Source organism: Hespellia stercorisuis DSM 15480, from assembly GCF_900142165.1.
Classification (GTDB): Bacteria; Bacillota; Clostridia; order Lachnospirales; family Lachnospiraceae; genus Hespellia; species Hespellia stercorisuis.
The window spans coordinates 25,014-42,034 of the sequence record NZ_FQZY01000019.1 but is presented as its reverse complement, the minus strand read 5'-3'; the positions used below and the strand labels follow the sequence as shown (position 1 = coordinate 42,034).

Genomic DNA, 17,021 nt, shown 5'->3' with positions numbered 1-17,021 from the left:
TGTCAAGAGGATTTTTGTTTTTCTTTTCCTAAAGCACCCTGCACCTTCCATCCCGTACCTCATATACCACATCCGCCAGCTTTTCCGTAAGTCTCCGGTCATGACTGACCACCAGAAGTGTGCCCTCGTACTCAGCGAGCATGGCCTCCAGTCCCTCCATGGTATAGAGATCCATGTGATTGGTAGGTTCGTCCAGTATGCAGAAATTGCACCCGGACACCAGAAGTTTCCCCAGCGCGGTCTTCACCCGTTCGCCTCCGGACAGCACGGAGACCTGTTTGTGCAGGTCCTCTCTACCCATGTACAGATTCGCCAGCACCGCCCGGCAGATATGCTCCGGCTCAGCCGCGGTATACAGTACATTTTCCAGTACGGTCTTCTCCTCCTGCAGCTCCATCAGGTCCTGTGAAAAATACCCGATTTTGGCATCCTCCGTGATAAATGTTCCCGGCTGTCTCTGCATCAGCGCACCAAGCAGTGTACTTTTCCCCGCGCCGTTTCCACCGGTCAGAAAGGTCTTCCTGCCGGATTCGACCCACAGCTCTGCCTGATTGAGCACTTTGCGTCCATCAAATTCCACCGTGAGATCCACGATCTTTGCCGCATATTTCGCCTTGATCTTCGTCGTGTGCATCCCCTTCATGGTCACATGGGGGAGTTGTGCCGGTTTCTCCTTTTTCTCCAGATGGTCCAGCCTGCTCTTCATGGCTGTTCCCCGGTTGGATACATTTCGCTGCTGCTCGGACGCGATGCCCTTGTACAGCATCCACTCACTGTGTCCCATCTTTCTCGGCGGACGCTTCATCACCCGCGCCGCCTCCCGAACCTCAACGATTGAATGGTTCAGCCGGACTTTTTCCTTCTGGTACTGTTCATATTCAAACTGCTGGAACTCCCGTTCCTGCTTCTTCTGCGCCGCCCAATCCGAATAGTTTCCGTCAAAAATCCGTAACTGTCCATTCTCCAGCTCCCAGATCTGGCTGCACACATCGTCCAGCAGTTTCCGGTCGTGAGACACCAGAACGAACCCTCCGCGGTATCCCGCAAGCATCTTCGTGAGCATTTTGATTCCGTCGATATCCAGGTTAGTGGTCGGCTCATCCGCAAACAGCAGCGGCGCATGCCTGGAAAATGCTGCCGCAATGGCAAGCCGCATCTTCTCGCCTCCGCTCTCCACCGCACTCTTTCGCAAACCAAGCCTGCTGACCATCTGCTCCTCCGGCTCGCCTTCCGACTGGGAATCCTGCCGGATCCGGGCGATCTCGCAATACCGTTTTATGACGCCCCGATCCGCCTCCGTCCGCCCGTCAAGGACGTCCAGAAGTGTGCTCTTTCCGGTTCCATTACGCCCCACAAGTCCGATTCTCGCACCGTCCTCAATGACGATCCGTTCGATATCAAACACTTCCTGTATCCCATATTCTTTCTGTATATTCTCTGCTCTCAGTAACAAAAAAATCCCTCCTAAACATTTCGTTCAGAAGAGATTATCACTCGCCCTGTAAAGTCACAATACATTTTTCCCCATGCACAGCAGCTCACTGCCGCCTCTCATCAGACGCATACTTCGCCTGTTAAAGCAGCAGATGTTTTCCGCCGCCTTCTTTCTGAAGGCAGGGCTGCGTTCGCAAAAATCGGGTATAAAATGATATAAAAATAAAGTGACATCCGGAACATGAGCATAAAATAACTGAACGAAATGGTATCGAATCAAAGCCTATACCCGGCGGTATAAGACTCAAAGTCACCATTTTCAAAAATAACGTTCAATTATTGCATTTTCATGTTTCCGGAGCCACCTTTCATTTTGTTTTATCCACAGATCTGCCTGTCCCCTGCCAATCATCAGCAACCGGTTCAGGTACCCGCGTGTTTTTATTATAACCATGGCATACGGGTTCGTCAATCTGTTTTTTAAAGTTCTGCTGCTCCCAGCCAGCTGCGTATATCCTCTATCATAGCCTCTTCCTGCGGATCCATTGTCCAGTAAAGGCTCAGTTCTGAGGTCAGCACATGATTTTCATATGTATGATTTTTCAAGTACTTTGGAATGCTTTCTATCATGTCTGGTTTCATGGAATCTGAAAAAATCATCACATCTTTGATTTTCCCCTGATCGATCTGAAGCTGCATGGTAAGACTGCCCCACGGGAACTGGTGAGATAATTCTTCCTGAAATTCCATTTTTCGCCCGTAAATCCATTCCCTGGATTCAAATTTCTTCACTGACTTCTCAAGCGCCTTCCCATTCAGATCTTCCTTTTTGCGGACCTGTGACCGCATTCCGTAAGTCTCTTCAAAGGCTTTCTTCAGGGATATCTTCAGGCTTTCTATGGTAATCTCAGGATTCAGATCATGAAGATTCACCACCCGTGAGCGGACAGAATCCACACCTTTAAGCTTCAGTTTTTCCTCTGACACTGTCAGATACCTGGAAAGCTCATTCACATTGACATCTACCATCAATGTACCATGATGGTAACAATAATCCCCCGTCTCATAAAATGCATTTCCCGAAAATTTTCTCCCATCCACAAGAATGTCGTTGCGACCTGACTTTTCTGCACAGATTCCGAGCATTTCCACCGCTCTCAGAATCACCTGCAGCTGCTTTTCCAGATCATAATTTTCTTTCCGGACCAGAAACGTAAAGTTCAGATTTCCCAGATCATGATAGACCGCTCCGCCACCGGAAAGCCGCCGAACCAAATGACCGCCATCCTCCCTTAACTGATGGGTAAGACACTCCTTCCATGCATTCTGATTGCGGCCAATCACAATCGTCTGTTTATTCTGCCATAAGTATAAGATACACTCCTGCTCCTGACAGTTCAGCAGAAGCTGTTCCTCCAGTCCCAGATTCCTGTACGGATTTAACTGGTCGCTTTCTATGTATGTGATATGCTCTATCATAGGATTCCCCTTTCCCGCGATTTCTGAATGCTAATTGTGTACCATACGAAAGAACGCATTCTGTAATTCCGGATTCTTTTCAAATACCCCTCTGGTTACATATGATATCGTTTTTGCTCCCGGTTTTTTTACGCCGCGCATCGTCATACACAGGTGCTCCGCCTCGACTATTACCATCACTCCCCTGGGATGCAGATATTCCACAAATGCATCTGCAATCTGAGCAGTCAGTTGTTCCTGAAGCTGCAGCCTTTTTGCGTAGACCTCTACTGCTCTGACAATTTTACTGATTCCGACTACGGAACCATCCGGTATATATGCAATGTGCGCCTTTCCGCAGAATGGAAGCATGTGATGCTCGCACATAGAATAAAATACGATATCCTTCTCTGCGATCATCTCGTTATTTTCCGCACGAAACTGCTTTGAAAGCGGCTCTTCTGCGGTCTGAAGCATACCGGCCATGATCTCCTCGTACATTCTCGCAATTCGATCCGGTGTCTCTCGCAGTCCCTCCCGATTCACGTCTTCTCCGATCCCTTCCAGAATCAGTCGAACGCCTTCTTTAATTTTGTTTTTATCCATAGCATTTTCACTTCTTATCTTCTTTTTTGTTTTGCTGCCTGAATCAGATGTTTCAGTAGAACCAGTGTTGTGACACTTCCGACGCCGCCCGGAACCGGAGTCACGATTCCTGCTGTTTTTTTCACCTCTTCATAGTCAACATCTCCGCATAGATTTCCTTCCTCATCCAGATTGATTCCTACGTCGATGACAATGGCACCATCCGCAACATGTTCTTTTTTTATCATCTTTGCTTTTCCCGCAGCTGCGACCAGAATCTCAGCATTGTGGCAGGTTCCCTGAAAATCCGCCGTCCTTGTATGGCAGATTGTTACAGTTGCATGCTGCCCCAGCATCAGCATCGCCAGCGGTTTTCCTACCACAAGACTTCTGCCCACAATCGTCACTCGTTTTCCCTTCAGATCAATCCCCTCATACTTCAGCATCTCCATAACCGCCTCCGCTGTGCAGGGCGCATAGGCATCTGTCTCCCCCGCAAATACCCTGGCAAGATTCATCGGGCCGATACAGTCAATATCTTTCCCTGGATCTATCAGACGCTCTATTTCCTTTTCATTGATCTGCTTCGGAAGGGGGCGCAGCATCAGAATGCCATCCACTTCCGGGTCCTTGTTAATTTTCTGGAACTCCATTACAAACTCTTCGTGACTGATTTCTGCATCAAACACAAAGGACGTACAGCGAAGTCCCATTGCAAGGGCACGCTTTGCTGCACCCTTTTCATAGGAAATATCATCCGGCCGCTCGCCCACTCTCACAATCACAAGCTGTGGAATGTACCCGCCAAGAGCGGCAATATCCTCCGTCATCTGTGCCTTTAATGCCTTTGCAACCTCCGCACCTCTTATCTCTTTCATGACTATACGCCTCCTCCCTATCGAATCTTATCCAGCACATCCAGGTACACTTTGTCTGACAATGCTTTGCCGCTGGCAATCATTGCTTCTGCTTTTTTGTTGAGTTCTTCCGCCTTCACGCGATCCTTCATTAGTTTTGTGTTGATAAAGATATTCAGTGATGCGCCTTCCAGCGCGGCTCTTGCAAACAAGGCTCCGACCCCTACATCACTCATCGCTATTTTTGTGCCTTTCTCTCCCAGCTCTTCGAGAAGGGAGAGCGATTCATACGCTTTCTCCACGATCTGCATCGGAACGAGACTTGCTTCCAACAGAGCCTTTTCCATGATGATTTCTCTCGCCTGTTTTTCCTCTTCGGTATCTCTCGGAAGACCATACGCCTGGGACAGCGGTTCAAAAACTCTGGCATCTTCATCGGTCAGTCGTATCAGTTCCTTCATCAGCGTCTGTGATTTTTCTATCAGCACTTTGATATCCGGCTCCACATCTGCATATTTCTTTTTGCCCAGAGTCAGATTCCCGACCATCATTCCAAGTGCAACTCCCATGGCGCCCACTGTGGCAGATGCACCGCCGCCTCCCGGCACAGGTGCATCTGATGACAGAACCTCCAGAAAATCTGTTACTTTTCTTTCCAGCATCATATTGTTCTTCTCCCTACTTAAAATTATTTAGAATAATCCGGAGATAACTCCATTTTCATCCACATCTATTTTTTCTGCCGCCGGAACCTTGGGCAGGCCCGGCATTTTCATAATGTCTCCTGTGAGTGCCACCAGGAAACCGGCTCCCACGGATGCAGTAATGTCGCGGATTGTGAGCTTAAAGCCTTCCGGTCTTCCAAGTACTTTTGCATTGTCCGTCAATGAATACTGGGTTTTCGCCATACATATTGGCAGATTCCCATATCCAAGAGCCTCCAGATTCTTTATTTCTTTCAGTGCCTTCGGTGCAAACTCTACCCCGTCCGCTCCATAAACTTTCTTCGCAATGGTCTCGATCTTTTCTTTCACCGGTGCTTCGGTGTCATATACGTACTGCATGGAGCTCTCACCTTCTGCCAGACGAATGACTTCCTGTGCCAATACCTCACCACCTGCGCCGCCACTTCCCCATACATCCGTAAGCGCCACATTTACGCCCAGCTCCCGGCACTTGCTTTCAACCAGTGCCAGCTCTGCATCCGTGTCGGCTGCGAATTTATTAATTGCGACCACCGTTGGCAGATGATATACCTTCGTAATGTTCTCAATATGCTTCAGCAGATTTGGGATTCCTCTTTCCAGCGCCTCCAGATTTTCCTGATTCAGATCCGCTTTTGCCACTCCTCCATTGTATTTTAAGGCACGGATTGTAGCGACTAAGATAACAGCATTTGGCCGCAGACCTGACATTCTGCATTTGATATCCACAAATTTTTCTGCTCCCAGATCCGCACCGAATCCGGCCTCAGTGATCATGTAATCTGACAGCTTACTTCCCATCTTAGTTGCAATCACACTGTTACAGCCGTGTGCAATATTGGCAAATGGTCCGCCGTGTACAAACGCCGGAGTCCCTTCCAGGGACTGCACCATATTGGGCTTTAACGCATCCTTCAGCAGTGCCGCCATTGCCCCCTGGGCATTCAGCTGTCCTGCAGTCACCGGTTTTCCTTCCAAATCATAGGCAACGATCATTCTCGCAATACGTTCCTTCAAATCTATAATATCATTTGCCAGGCAGAAGACCGCCATCACCTCAGATGCAACCGTAATATCAAATCCGTCCTGTCTCGTAGTTCCATCTACCTTTGCACCCAACCCGTCCACAATGTTGCGGAGCTGGCGGTCATTCATATCCACTGCTCTTCGGAATGTGATGCGGTTGGTGTCAATACGGAGTCCATTTCCCTGATGAATATGGTTGTCAATCAGGGCTGCCAGCAGATTGTTCGCCGCTCCGATTGCGTGCAGATCACCTGTAAAGTGAAGATTGATATCCTCCATCGGAACGACCTGTGCATAGCCACCGCCAGCTGCCCCTCCCTTGATACCGAAAACCGGTCCCAGCGAAGGCTCTCTCATCGCTACCATGGCTTTCTTTCCCAGTCGGTTCAGGGCATCCGCAACACCGATCGTCACAGTAGTCTTTCCCTCCCCTGCCGGAGTCGGGTTGATTGCGGTCACCAGAATGAGTTTTGCATCTGGTCTGTTAACCAGTTCATCCTTATAATACCGATAGTCAATTTTTGCCTTGTAAGGTCCATAATTCTCAATATATTTTTCCGGGATTCCCAGCCCTTCTGCTATCTCCCGAATCGGTTTTGCCTGTGTTTCCTGTGCAATCTCAATATCACTTTTATATTCCATCTTCCCTTACCTCCTGTTATTTTCTTTTTGGTGCGGCGTGAATTGCGCCCCCCTCTGCATCTTCAATGGCCTCACCGATCGCCTCGCTGAATGTCGGATGTGGTCTTACCGTTGCCGCAAGCTGACTCATTGTCAACCCATTAGCCACTGCATCGGTTATTCCGGTAATCATATCTGTCGCCCTGCAACACATCAGCACTGCCCCCAATACTCTCTTACTCTCTTTCTCGAACAGCAGCCTGATAAAGCCGCGGTCTGCCCGCGCAATGACGGTCTTCCCATTGGCCGACATGATTGCCTTTCCTGTGATTGTCTCGATTCCTTTTTCTTTTGCCTCCTCTGCGGTCATCCCCACCGACGCGATCTCCGGGCTGGTATAGATGCAGGATGGAATGCAGGACAGATTCATGGGCATTTTTTCTCCAAACATGGAGCATACCGCGTTGACTGCCTGAGCTGATGCCACATGCGCTAACTGGGTTCCGCCCAGAACCACATCTCCGACTGCATAGATTCCCTTTATACTGGTTTCATATGTATGATCTACCGGAATAAATCCTCTCTGCATCTGCAGATCCATGTCCCCTGCCACGATGTTTTCTGTGTTGGCACTCCTTCCGATGGATACCAGAACTGTCTCCGTTTCCACACACTGTGCCTTCTCTTTTGCAGTAAAGAAAACCTGCAGTGTTTCACCCTGCTCTACGCGTTCTACCCTGGCACCCGTATATACTTTGATTCCACGTTTTTTCAGAATCATATTCAGATTCTGGGATATTTCGCGATCCATATTCGGCAGAATCCGCTCCAGTGCCTCTATAATTGTAACCTCACAGCCAAGTGCATGGTAGATACTGGCAAACTCTACTCCGATGACGCCGCCACCGATGATAACCATATTCTTTGTCTCCACCCCCTGGCCTTCCAACATCTCATCACTTGTAACAACCCCCGGAAGATCCAGTCCCGGAATTGGAGGACACATGGGCTTGGATCCCGTCGCAATCAGAATCTTTTCTGCCTCGTAGGTATCCCCGCCGACCTGCACGATATGTGCATTCAGTATTTTCGCGGTTCCCCGAATCACATCGATCTTATTTGCCTTCAGCAGGCTCTCAATTCCGGTACGAAGCTGCGTCACCACCTCGCTCTTTCGCTCATGCATTTGAGGAAAATCAACTGCCACCTGTCCTACACGGATTCCAAGCCGCTCACAGGACTGAACTTCTTCCAGCAGCTCTGTCGTATGAATCAGTGTCTTTGTTGGGATACATCCTCGATTCAGACACGTTCCGCCTACATCCCGATTTTCCACAACAGCTACCCTGTGTCCAAGCTGTGCTGCTTTGATTGCCCCCACATAACCGCCCGGTCCCGCACCGAGTACGATCAGCTCATATTTCTCACTCATTTCATCTCTCCTTTGGCTCAGAAGCATTCCAGCCATTCTTGTTTTTGAAGAATGACCGCATTTCCTGCGTTCTTCCTGTATAAACGGAAAATCCTCACTGCGGTTATGCGGCCATTCTATGATTTTTATTCTTTATTACATCTGCTTCATTATTTCCATTTTTCAAACTTCAGAACCGGATTGCGTGCCGCCCCTACTTCATCCAGCCGACGAACAGGTGTCGTATGTGGTGCCTCATGCATAGCCTCCGGATTCTCCCGAGCGTTTTTATATATTTCCTTGAAAATGGCTACCACGTTGTCTAATGTATCTTTCGACTCCGTTTCTGTGGGTTCCACCATCAACGCTTCATCCACAATGAGCGGGAAGTACATGGTCGGAGGATGTACCCCATGGTCCAACAGCCCTTTTGCAAAGTCCAGAGCAGATACTCCTTTCTCTTTCTTGAGTTTTGTCATACTCATAACAAACTCATGCATACAGATATTATTGAATGCAATGTCAAATGTATCCTGCAGCTTCACGCGCATGTAATTTGCATTAAGTACCGCATTTCCCGCTGCCTCCGGTATTCCCTGATTACCAAGCACCAGAATGTAGCTCAGTGCACGCACAACCACCAGAAAGTTTCCGTAAAAAGCTTTTACCGAACCGATGGATTGTGCCGGATTCTCAAAAGCATATTCATCTCCGATTTTTACAACATGGAATTTTGGCAGGAACGGTGCAAGAAATTCCTTGCAGCCCACTGCTCCTGATCCCGGTCCACCACCGCCATGAGGTGTGGAGAAGGTCTTATGCAGATTCAAATGAATCACATCAAACCCCATATCTCCCGGGCGGGCAATTCCCATTACCGCGTTCAGATTTGCACCATCATAGTAGTTAAGTCCTCCAGCCTCATGTATAATCTTTGTAATTTCCAGAATATTTCGATCAAAAATACCAACGGTATTCGGGTTTGTGAGCATCAGGCCTGCCGTGTCATCGCCAACCACCTCACGCAGTTTCTCCAGATCCACACACCCCTCCTCATTGGACGGAACACTGATTACCTTGAATCCGGCCATCGTGCAGGATGCCGGATTGGTACCATGTGCCGTGTCCGGTACAATGATCTTTGTCCGCTTTACATCACCTCTCGCCTTATGGAAAGCCTTAATTAAAAGCAGACCTGTAAATTCACCATGTGCTCCGGCCGCCGGCTGAAATGTCATCTGGTCCATTCCGGTGATTTCACCGAGCAGTTCTTCCGTTTTTTCTAAAACTGCAAGACACCCCTGAACCGTGCTCTCCTCCTGCAGTGGATGCACACCAGTAAATCCGGGAAGTGCCGCCAGCTCTTCATTCAATTTCGGATTGTATTTCATGGTGCAGGAACCCAACGGATAAAAGCCATCGTTCACACCATGTGTACGTTTCATTAATTCCGTATAATGTCTGGAAATATCGATTTCTGCCATCTGTGGAAGTCTCGGAGCACATGCTCTTGCCTCACTTTTCGGAATCTCTGCAATCGGGACGTCACACTCTGGAAGAACGGTGCACCCGCGCCCTATTCTGCTTTTTTCAAATATTAAATCCATTATGCACGCACCTCCTTTAAAACTGTTGTTAATGCATCAATCTGTGCCTTGGAGTTCATCTCTGTCACGCACCAGAGTATCCCCTCCTCCACTGGATATCCTCCGAGAATATCCGCATCGGCAAGCTTCTTTAAAACTACATCTGCCGCACACGGTGTTTTTGTCACAAATTCATTGAAAAAATCACCGTCATTGACCAGTTCAAAACCTGCAATCTTACTGATCTGCTCCGCCGCATAATGCGCCTTTGAGTAGCACAGTCCGGCTGTCTGCTTCATCCCGGTCGTCCCCATCGTGGTCATATATACCGCCGCTGTCATCGCGCAGAGTGCCTGATTAGAACAGATGTTGGAAGAGGCTTTCTCTCTGCGTATATGCTGTTCTCTTGCCTGCAGCGTCAGAACATACGCGCGGTTGTAATCCACATCGGTTGTCTCCCCGACGATACGCCCCGGCAATTGACGCATCATATCGTGGGTACACGCCATAAATCCCAGATATGGTCCACCAAAGGCCAATGACATGCCCAGTGGCTGGCCTTCGCCTGTGACAACATCTGCACCGCATTCTCTTGGAGATTTCAGCACTGCACCTGCAATCGGATAGATACCCATTATGTATTTTGCACCAGCTTCGTGAGCAGCTGCCCCGATTGCCTCAGCATCCTCAATCTGTCCAAAATAGCTTGGCTGCTGTACGAACACACCTGCTGTTTTTTCGTCCATTGCCTCCTTCAGAGCCTCCAAATCCGTCTTTCCATTTTTAGCCGGAACGACGACGGTCTCTGTATCACTTCCCTCGCAATAGGTCAGGATTGTCTGAATCACCATCGGATTCGCTGCCCCTGATATCACCGCTTTTTTTCTCTTGCGCGTATTGCACATCGCAACCGCCTCTGCCGCAGCCGAAGCTCCATCATAGACAGATGCGTTCGATACATCCATATCCGTAAGTTCGCAGATCATGGTCTGATATTCAAAAATAGACTGAAGAATTCCCTGACTGATTTCTGCCTGATAGGGTGTATACGCTGTCAGAAATTCTTCTTTTCCGGTGACGCTCTTTACAATAGAAGGAATATAGTGATTGTATGCTCCTGCCCCACGAAATATAGAACCATACACTTTGTTCTTTGCCGCCAGTCCACGGATGATTTCGCTGACTTCCAGCTCTGACTTTCCGTCCGGAATGTTTAATTTATCTACCTTCATGTCAGGCGGCACAACCGCGTACAGTTCGTCAAAAGAACCGACCCCAACCGCCTTCAGCATCTCTGCCCGCTCCTCCTGGGTAGATGGAATATAATTTCCCATACTTACGCCTCCTCTTCACAGAATTTTTTGTAAGCCTCACTGTCTAATAACTCTTCCCTGTCAGACACCTCTTTCACTTCAATAAACCATGCTCCATATGGATCTTCATTAATCTTCTGAGGATTATCCATCAGCTCTTCATTGACTGCTGATACAACACCTGTAACCGGGCTGAACACATCGGAAACCGCTTTTACACTCTCCACGTCAGCAAATGCCTCTTCCACCGTCACATCATCACCGACTTCCGGCAAGTTTGCAAACACCAGATCTCCCAATTCATGCTGTGCAAAGTCTGTCAAGCCAATCTTTACTGTGTTCTCACCAGTTTCTTCTACCCATTCATGTGATTTACTGTATTTTAAGTTTTCTAAATTGCTCATATCTTTTCCCTCCTGTTTTCGCTTTCATCTGGTCTGAATTATCCTAAATTATTATATTTACTTTTCTTTTTTATAAAATGGTAACGCCACAACCTCTGCCTCAATCCGTTTTCCGCGAACCTCCACCTCAACCTTCGTGCCGAGCTCTGTATAATCAATATCCAGAATTGCCATGGCAATTGCATATCCAAGATATGGACAATGGGTTCCTGATGTCGTCCAGCCAATTTCTTTTCCGTCTGCATATACCTTTTCCTGTTCTCTTGCGATTCCTCTTCCAATCATCCTGAGACCAACACGTTTTCGTGTAAGTGCTGTCTTTGCTTCAATTGCATCCTTCCCGATAAACTCTTCTTTTTTCAGCTTGACAGCAAATTTCAGTCCGATCTCCAACGGGTGAATTGTCTCATCCATCTCATGTCCGTACAATGGCATCGCCGCCTCCAGGCGCAGAGTATCTCTCGCCCCCAGACCACATGGAATCAGCCCTTCCGGCTTTCCTGTCTCCAGCAGCATATTCCACATTTTCGGAGCATCGGCATTGGCAACATACAACTCATACCCGCTCTCGCCCGTATATCCGGTCTGCGATACGATACATTCAATTCCGCCAACCTCGCCTTTCGGTACAAAGCTGTAATATTTCTCCGGAATATCTTCTTCCTTCGTCAGCTTCTCAAGTATCTTCTTCGCCTCCGGTCCCTGTAATGCAATCTGCGATAAGGTGTCGGATATATCTTCAAATTTCACATCACCGATCAGATGCTCCTCCATCCATTTCACGTCTTTTTCACGGTTTGCCGCATTCACTACAACCAGATACTTCTCCTGATTATACCGATACACGATCAGATCATCTACCACACCGCCATCTTCATAACACATCAGACTATAGCGAACCTGTCCGTCATACATATTCGTAAAATCATTTGTCAGAATGTGATTGATATTTTTGAGTGCGTCCGGACCTTCAAACATTACCTCTCCCATGTGGGATACGTCGAATAGACCGGCCTTGGTTCTCACCGCCATATGTTCTTTGATAACCCCCGTCTGATACTGGACAGGCAGTGAATATCCGGCAAATGGTACTATTTTCCCTCCACAAGCCACATGACAATCGTAAAGTGCTGTTTTTCTTTCCATAAAGCGTCTCCTTTCGTTTATGCAGTTATTTATATTTTTAATATATCATGGTTTGTTATTTAATTCACATTTTAAAGTTATATACTTAGTATATGATTTTTAGATATTGTTTTTATTCTTTGTGCATTTTCAACAACAAAACAGAGAGAAAGCAAATGCATACAGCATCCGCTTTCTCTCTCTCAATTTGTATTTTGTTTTACTTCTTCTTTCGTTTCATTTAATATATCCAAAAAAATTTTTTCACTTTTGCTCTTCCGGTGCCCTTCTCTAAATATCAAAAAATCCTTCATCTTCTTCGTCTCACAAGAACTTTTCTTCTGAATCAGAGCGTAACGTTCCAATAATTCTCCAGGTATCGGTGACACCCACATATAGGTATTTGGCGCATCTGTCAGAAGGTCAAACTGACTGCCCCTCTCATGTACGTAGATCCGCTTTTCACCACGATTCTCTTTCCCTGAAACAATATTCAGATATTCGCCATTCGGCAGTTTTGTATCTCCGTGAACAATCTCAATGTAATCTCTCAAATCTGTTTCCGTGATGTGCTCTTTTTCAACCAACGGACTGTTTTTCGAAACCAATAGCTGATATTCAAATTCAAACAGTATCTCATGACGCAGACCTTTGAAATGTAAAAAGGAAAGAAAATCCTCTTCATGCTCAATATCAAACCGGATAACTCCCAGACCATATTTCAAATTCAGTATGTTGTTAATTACCTCGTTAGAATTGCACTCATCGTAATGGAGTGAAATTATACTTTCCGCCGGTAATTCGTTCACGTACTTCGCGAATGCATGGCTGATGTAGCTTGCTCTCGGCACCGATATTTTCAACTTTTCCTTTTTTGCCGATGTCTCACCGAATTCCCCTTTCAGTGAATCAACCTGTTTGAGTACACCTTTTGCTTTCTGAATAAACTCTTGTCCATCGCTGGTTGGAATCACCCCCTTTACCGTCCGTTTGAAAATGACAACCCCAAATTCATCCTCCAGATCTCTGACTGCCTTGCTCAAATTGGGCTGCGCAACAAATAATTCTTTTGCTGCCTTTGAAATCGACCCATATTGTGCCACTGCAACTACAGACTCCAAATCTGTTAAATTCATGACATACCTCCAATCATTTTAGCGGCCTTCCTTTTGGTAAATATTCACAATTCCAGAAAGTCATTCCCCCTCCTTTTATTACATTTTAACATGCCTGCTTTTCCGTGACCATCTATAAACCATATATCGTATATATGTTTATTCATATGGCGCATAACCTTACCAGAGATATCCCCTGCTTCTAAACAAAGCGGATACTAAAATCTGCTTGACTAATAAGGAGTCTCACCCGAATAACAGAAGAACTGCTGCACAAAATAATACTCATGCAGCAGTTCCTCAGATATATTTCTCTATCTCGTTTCTCTATTTACATTTCCCGCAATTGAGGGCACATCCGGTCGGTGTTCCCGCATTCCCGCCCATGGCGGTCTCCCGCAGTTCAAATGGCAGTGTTCTTCCAACCTTATACATAGCCTCAGCCATCTCATCGAAAGGCACCGGGTGGGTCACTCCGCTCAGTGCGAGCTGGGCGCAGGTAAATGCGTTGGCAACGCCGATGGCGTTCCTGCTCTGGCAGGGCGCCTCCACCAGGCCTGCAATCGGGTCGCAGACCAGGCCCAGAAGATTGGAGAGTGCAAGACTTGCCGCATGGAAACTCATCTCCGGCGTGCCGCCCAGCATCTCCACCGCCGCTCCCGCCGCCATGGCCGATGCCGCTCCTACCTCTGCCTGACAGCCGGCCTCCGCACCGGACACCGAGGCGTTGCGCATCAGAATGTAACCGATGGCTCCCGCGTTCAGAAGTCCCCTCTCCAGTGTCTCATCGGACAGTTCATACTCCTCCTGCAGTGCAAGCAGAACTCCCGGAACCACACCTGCAGATCCTGCCGTAGGTGCCGCCACGATCAGTCCCATGGTCGCGTTCACTTCCAGAACTGCCATCCCGTAGCTGATGGCCTTCGTCAGGGAAGAACCGCAGATGCTCCCGTTCGCTTCTGCATACCGCCGCACTTTCTGCGCCTCGCCGCCGATCAGGCCACCGATGGATGTCTTCGGGTTCTCTATTGGGTCATGAGAAGCATCCCTCATGATCTGAACCGCCTTTTCCAGACGCTCTGCCACAGACTCCTTCGTGCAGCTGCCAAGACTCGTCTCTCTGGCAAGCATTGCCCCGGATATCGGAATATTCTGTTTCCTGCAGCATTCTAATAATGTCTCTGCATTTAAAAAATCCATGTTCTTCCTCCCGTACCCTGTGCTACATCTGAATGAGCATGTGCTCTTCTATCCACTGGTTCTTTCCAATTTTTTCGAGTACATGATCCGTGATCTCCTCGTCCGACTCAACGACCGCGTAGGCCACCGCGCCCTTCTCCTCCCGGAACACGCGCATAAACGCAATGTTCACCGCACACTCACTGAGACACTGGGTCACATACGCGATCACGCCCGGCTTGTCCGTGTGTTTGACGATCAGAGTGCTGTACTCTCCCGTAAACTCCACATCAATTCCGTTGATCCGCACGATCTTGATCTTACCGCCGCCGATGGACTCGCCCCGGACGGACAAGGTATGTCCCTCACCGTTCTCCAGCAGAATGTCCACTGTGTTCGGATGGTTGGTCTTTGTCTCTTCGTCTGCCACAAAGGAGTACGCCACCCCCAGTTCATCCGCAATCTGAAATGCATCCGGTATTCTTCTGTCATCCGGCGAAAATCCCAGGGTTCCTCCGAGGAGTGCCCGGTCGGTCCCATGTCCGCGGTACGTCTTGGCAAAAGATTCGTACAAGGTAAATGTGACCTTTCTCACTTCCTCCTGGAACATCTTCCGGGCAAGCAGCGCGATGGCCACCGCGCCTGCCGTATGAGAACTGGAGGGTCCGATCATATTCGGTCCGATCACATCAAAAAGACTAATAAAGTTCATCTGTTTTCCTCATTTTCTTCTTTCTCTCTTAATTCTTCACTTCACCGGCTGATTGACTCCTGCTGCACGGCCTGATCCCTTATCTTTTCTTCGGCATCACGTGAATCGCTCCGCCCGCGATCGCTTCCAGTGCCTCGCCGACTGCTTCGTTGTAGGTCGGATGCGCGCGCATTCCTTTCAGCATCTGGTGCACGGTCAGGCGGTTGGCAACTGCCGTGCCAAATTCGCCGATCATATCCGTAGCGCGAGCACACATCATCTGTGCTCCCAGAACCTCTTCCGTCTCCGCGTGGGCAACCACTTTCACAAAACCGCGCTCCTCCATGGTAATCAGGGATTTTCCATTGGCACTCATAATGAATTTCCCGGTCTTTACCGGAATGTTCTGTACCTTTGCCTCTTCCTCTGTCATACCCACGGATGCGATCTCGGGATTGGTGTAAACACATCCCGGCACCACGCTCAGATCTACCGTCGCATCCACTCCCGCAAGGCGCTCTGCCAGGCAGATTCCCTGTGCACTTGCCGCGTGGGCCAGCTGTACTCCCTTAATCAGATCTCCTATTGCATAGACATAATCCATACTGGTCTGAAATGCCGCGTCGACCACCACACGTCCCCGTTCCATCTCAAGCTCCACTCCGTCGCCAAACAATCCGTCGGTATTCGGACAGCGCCCCACGGCCATCAGTACATACTCTGCTGAGATACTCTGCTCCGCATCTTTTTCCGAGAAGACACAGGCAAGCTGATCTCCATCCTGTTCAAGACGCAGGACCGTCGCCGAAGTATGAATATCAATCCCGCGCTTTTTCAGGATCATCTTCAGATTCTGCGAAAATTCTTTGTCCATGTTGGCGATAATTCTTGGCAATGCCTCGACGATCGTCACCTTGCTGCCCAGCGCTTCAAATACCGTTGCAAACTCCACGCCGATCACACCTCCGCCGATGATCAGCAGACTTTCCGGAACCTTCTCCAGACGAAACAGCTCATCGCTGGTCACCACATGAGGAAGGTCCTTTCCCTGAATCGGGATACACAGCGGCTTTGAGCCGGTAGCAAGTATCACATTGTCTGCGTAAAAACTTGTCGTCTCTCCCCCGGAGGTAACCGTCACTGCCCCTGTTTTTTCCAGCGTCCCCACTCCATTTAAAAGTGTCACTCCGTTTCCCTGAAACAGCTGCTCCACTCCCTGGCTCAGTTTCCGACTGGTGTCTTCTTTGTATGCAAGAATTTTCCCATAATCATACGACACCGTCGGCGCGGTAATTCCGAAGCGCTCGCTCTCCTGTATCTCGCGATATAATGAGGACGCGTGGATCATCGCCTTGGCAGGAATACATCCACGGTTCAGACAGGTTCCGCCCACTTCTCTGTTCTCTACGACTGCCGTTTTCAATCCCAGCTTTGCCGCCTTGATTGCTGCCACATAGCCTCCCGGGCCTGCACCGATCACAATCAGATCAAATTTATTTTCCATCTCGACAC

Annotated in this window: 15 protein-coding genes; all 15 read right to left on the bottom strand. The window is 48.5% G+C overall.

Annotated features, from left to right (window positions below; all coding sequences use genetic code 11):
• Positions 1–28: 28 nt before the first annotated feature.
• The 15 genes from abc-f to lpdA (BUB85_RS07595) all read right to left on the bottom strand — a co-directional run bounded on the left by abc-f (position 29) and on the right by lpdA (BUB85_RS07595) (position 17,013).
• The gene (abc-f, locus tag BUB85_RS07665) at positions 29–1,453 is read right to left on the bottom strand and encodes a ribosomal protection-like ABC-F family protein (RefSeq protein ID WP_073107901.1); all 1,425 of its coding nucleotides are present in this window, start codon (positions 1,451–1,453) and stop codon (positions 29–31) included.
• A 461-nt stretch (positions 1,454–1,914) separates the two neighbouring features.
• Positions 1,915–2,913, bottom strand: a complete 999-nt coding sequence (locus BUB85_RS07660) for a lipoate--protein ligase (RefSeq protein ID WP_073107897.1) — start codon at positions 2,911–2,913, stop codon at positions 1,915–1,917.
• A gap of 30 nt (positions 2,914–2,943) precedes the next feature.
• Positions 2,944–3,498, bottom strand: a complete 555-nt coding sequence (gene folE, locus BUB85_RS07655) for a GTP cyclohydrolase I FolE (protein ID WP_073107891.1) — start codon at positions 3,496–3,498, stop codon at positions 2,944–2,946.
• Positions 3,499–3,512: 14 nt separating this feature from the next.
• Positions 3,513–4,355, bottom strand: a complete 843-nt coding sequence (locus BUB85_RS07650) for a bifunctional 5,10-methylenetetrahydrofolate dehydrogenase/5,10-methenyltetrahydrofolate cyclohydrolase (RefSeq protein ID WP_073107888.1) — start codon at positions 4,353–4,355, stop codon at positions 3,513–3,515.
• A gap of 17 nt (positions 4,356–4,372) precedes the next feature.
• The gene (locus tag BUB85_RS07645) at positions 4,373–4,999 is read right to left on the bottom strand and encodes a cyclodeaminase/cyclohydrolase family protein (protein WP_073107886.1); all 627 of its coding nucleotides are present in this window, start codon (positions 4,997–4,999) and stop codon (positions 4,373–4,375) included.
• A gap of 27 nt (positions 5,000–5,026) precedes the next feature.
• The gene (locus BUB85_RS07640) at positions 5,027–6,706 is read right to left on the bottom strand and encodes a formate--tetrahydrofolate ligase (protein ID WP_073107883.1); all 1,680 of its coding nucleotides are present in this window, start codon (positions 6,704–6,706) and stop codon (positions 5,027–5,029) included.
• Positions 6,707–6,722: 16 nt separating this feature from the next.
• A complete protein-coding gene (gene lpdA / locus BUB85_RS07635) occupies positions 6,723–8,117 on the bottom strand; it encodes a dihydrolipoyl dehydrogenase (protein WP_073107881.1) in 1,395 nt (464 codons plus the stop codon).
• A gap of 149 nt (positions 8,118–8,266) precedes the next feature.
• The gene (gene gcvPB, locus BUB85_RS07630; protein ID WP_073107877.1) at positions 8,267–9,703 is read right to left on the bottom strand and encodes an aminomethyl-transferring glycine dehydrogenase subunit GcvPB; all 1,437 of its coding nucleotides are present in this window, start codon (positions 9,701–9,703) and stop codon (positions 8,267–8,269) included.
• Positions 9,703–11,016 (bottom strand): aminomethyl-transferring glycine dehydrogenase subunit GcvPA, encoded by a 1,314-nt coding sequence (gene gcvPA, locus BUB85_RS07625; protein ID WP_073107875.1) that lies wholly within the window; start codon positions 11,014–11,016, stop codon positions 9,703–9,705. Before gcvPA ends, gcvPB begins: the two co-directional genes overlap by 1 nt.
• Before the next feature lie 2 nt (positions 11,017–11,018).
• Positions 11,019–11,399, bottom strand: coding sequence for a glycine cleavage system protein GcvH (gene gcvH / locus BUB85_RS07620; protein ID WP_073107872.1), 381 nt, complete (start codon positions 11,397–11,399; stop codon positions 11,019–11,021).
• Between the two features lie 57 nt (positions 11,400–11,456).
• Positions 11,457–12,545, bottom strand: a complete 1,089-nt coding sequence (gene gcvT / locus BUB85_RS07615) for a glycine cleavage system aminomethyltransferase GcvT (RefSeq protein WP_073107869.1) — start codon at positions 12,543–12,545, stop codon at positions 11,457–11,459.
• Between the two features lie 182 nt (positions 12,546–12,727).
• Positions 12,728–13,660, bottom strand: a complete 933-nt coding sequence (locus BUB85_RS07610; RefSeq protein WP_073107866.1) for a LysR family transcriptional regulator — start codon at positions 13,658–13,660, stop codon at positions 12,728–12,730.
• Between the two features lie 306 nt (positions 13,661–13,966).
• Complete coding sequence (gene sdaAA, locus BUB85_RS07605; RefSeq protein WP_073107863.1) at positions 13,967–14,839, bottom strand: L-serine ammonia-lyase, iron-sulfur-dependent, subunit alpha; 873 nt, start codon at positions 14,837–14,839, stop codon at positions 13,967–13,969.
• 22 nt (positions 14,840–14,861) lie between these two features.
• The gene (gene sdaAB / locus BUB85_RS07600; protein ID WP_073107860.1) at positions 14,862–15,530 is read right to left on the bottom strand and encodes an L-serine ammonia-lyase, iron-sulfur-dependent subunit beta; all 669 of its coding nucleotides are present in this window, start codon (positions 15,528–15,530) and stop codon (positions 14,862–14,864) included.
• A 79-nt stretch (positions 15,531–15,609) separates the two neighbouring features.
• Positions 15,610–17,013: a dihydrolipoyl dehydrogenase gene (gene lpdA / locus BUB85_RS07595; protein WP_073107857.1), complete on the bottom strand. Its 1,404-nt coding sequence runs from the start codon at positions 17,011–17,013 to the stop codon at positions 15,610–15,612.
• Between the last annotated feature and the right edge of the window lie 8 nt (positions 17,014–17,021).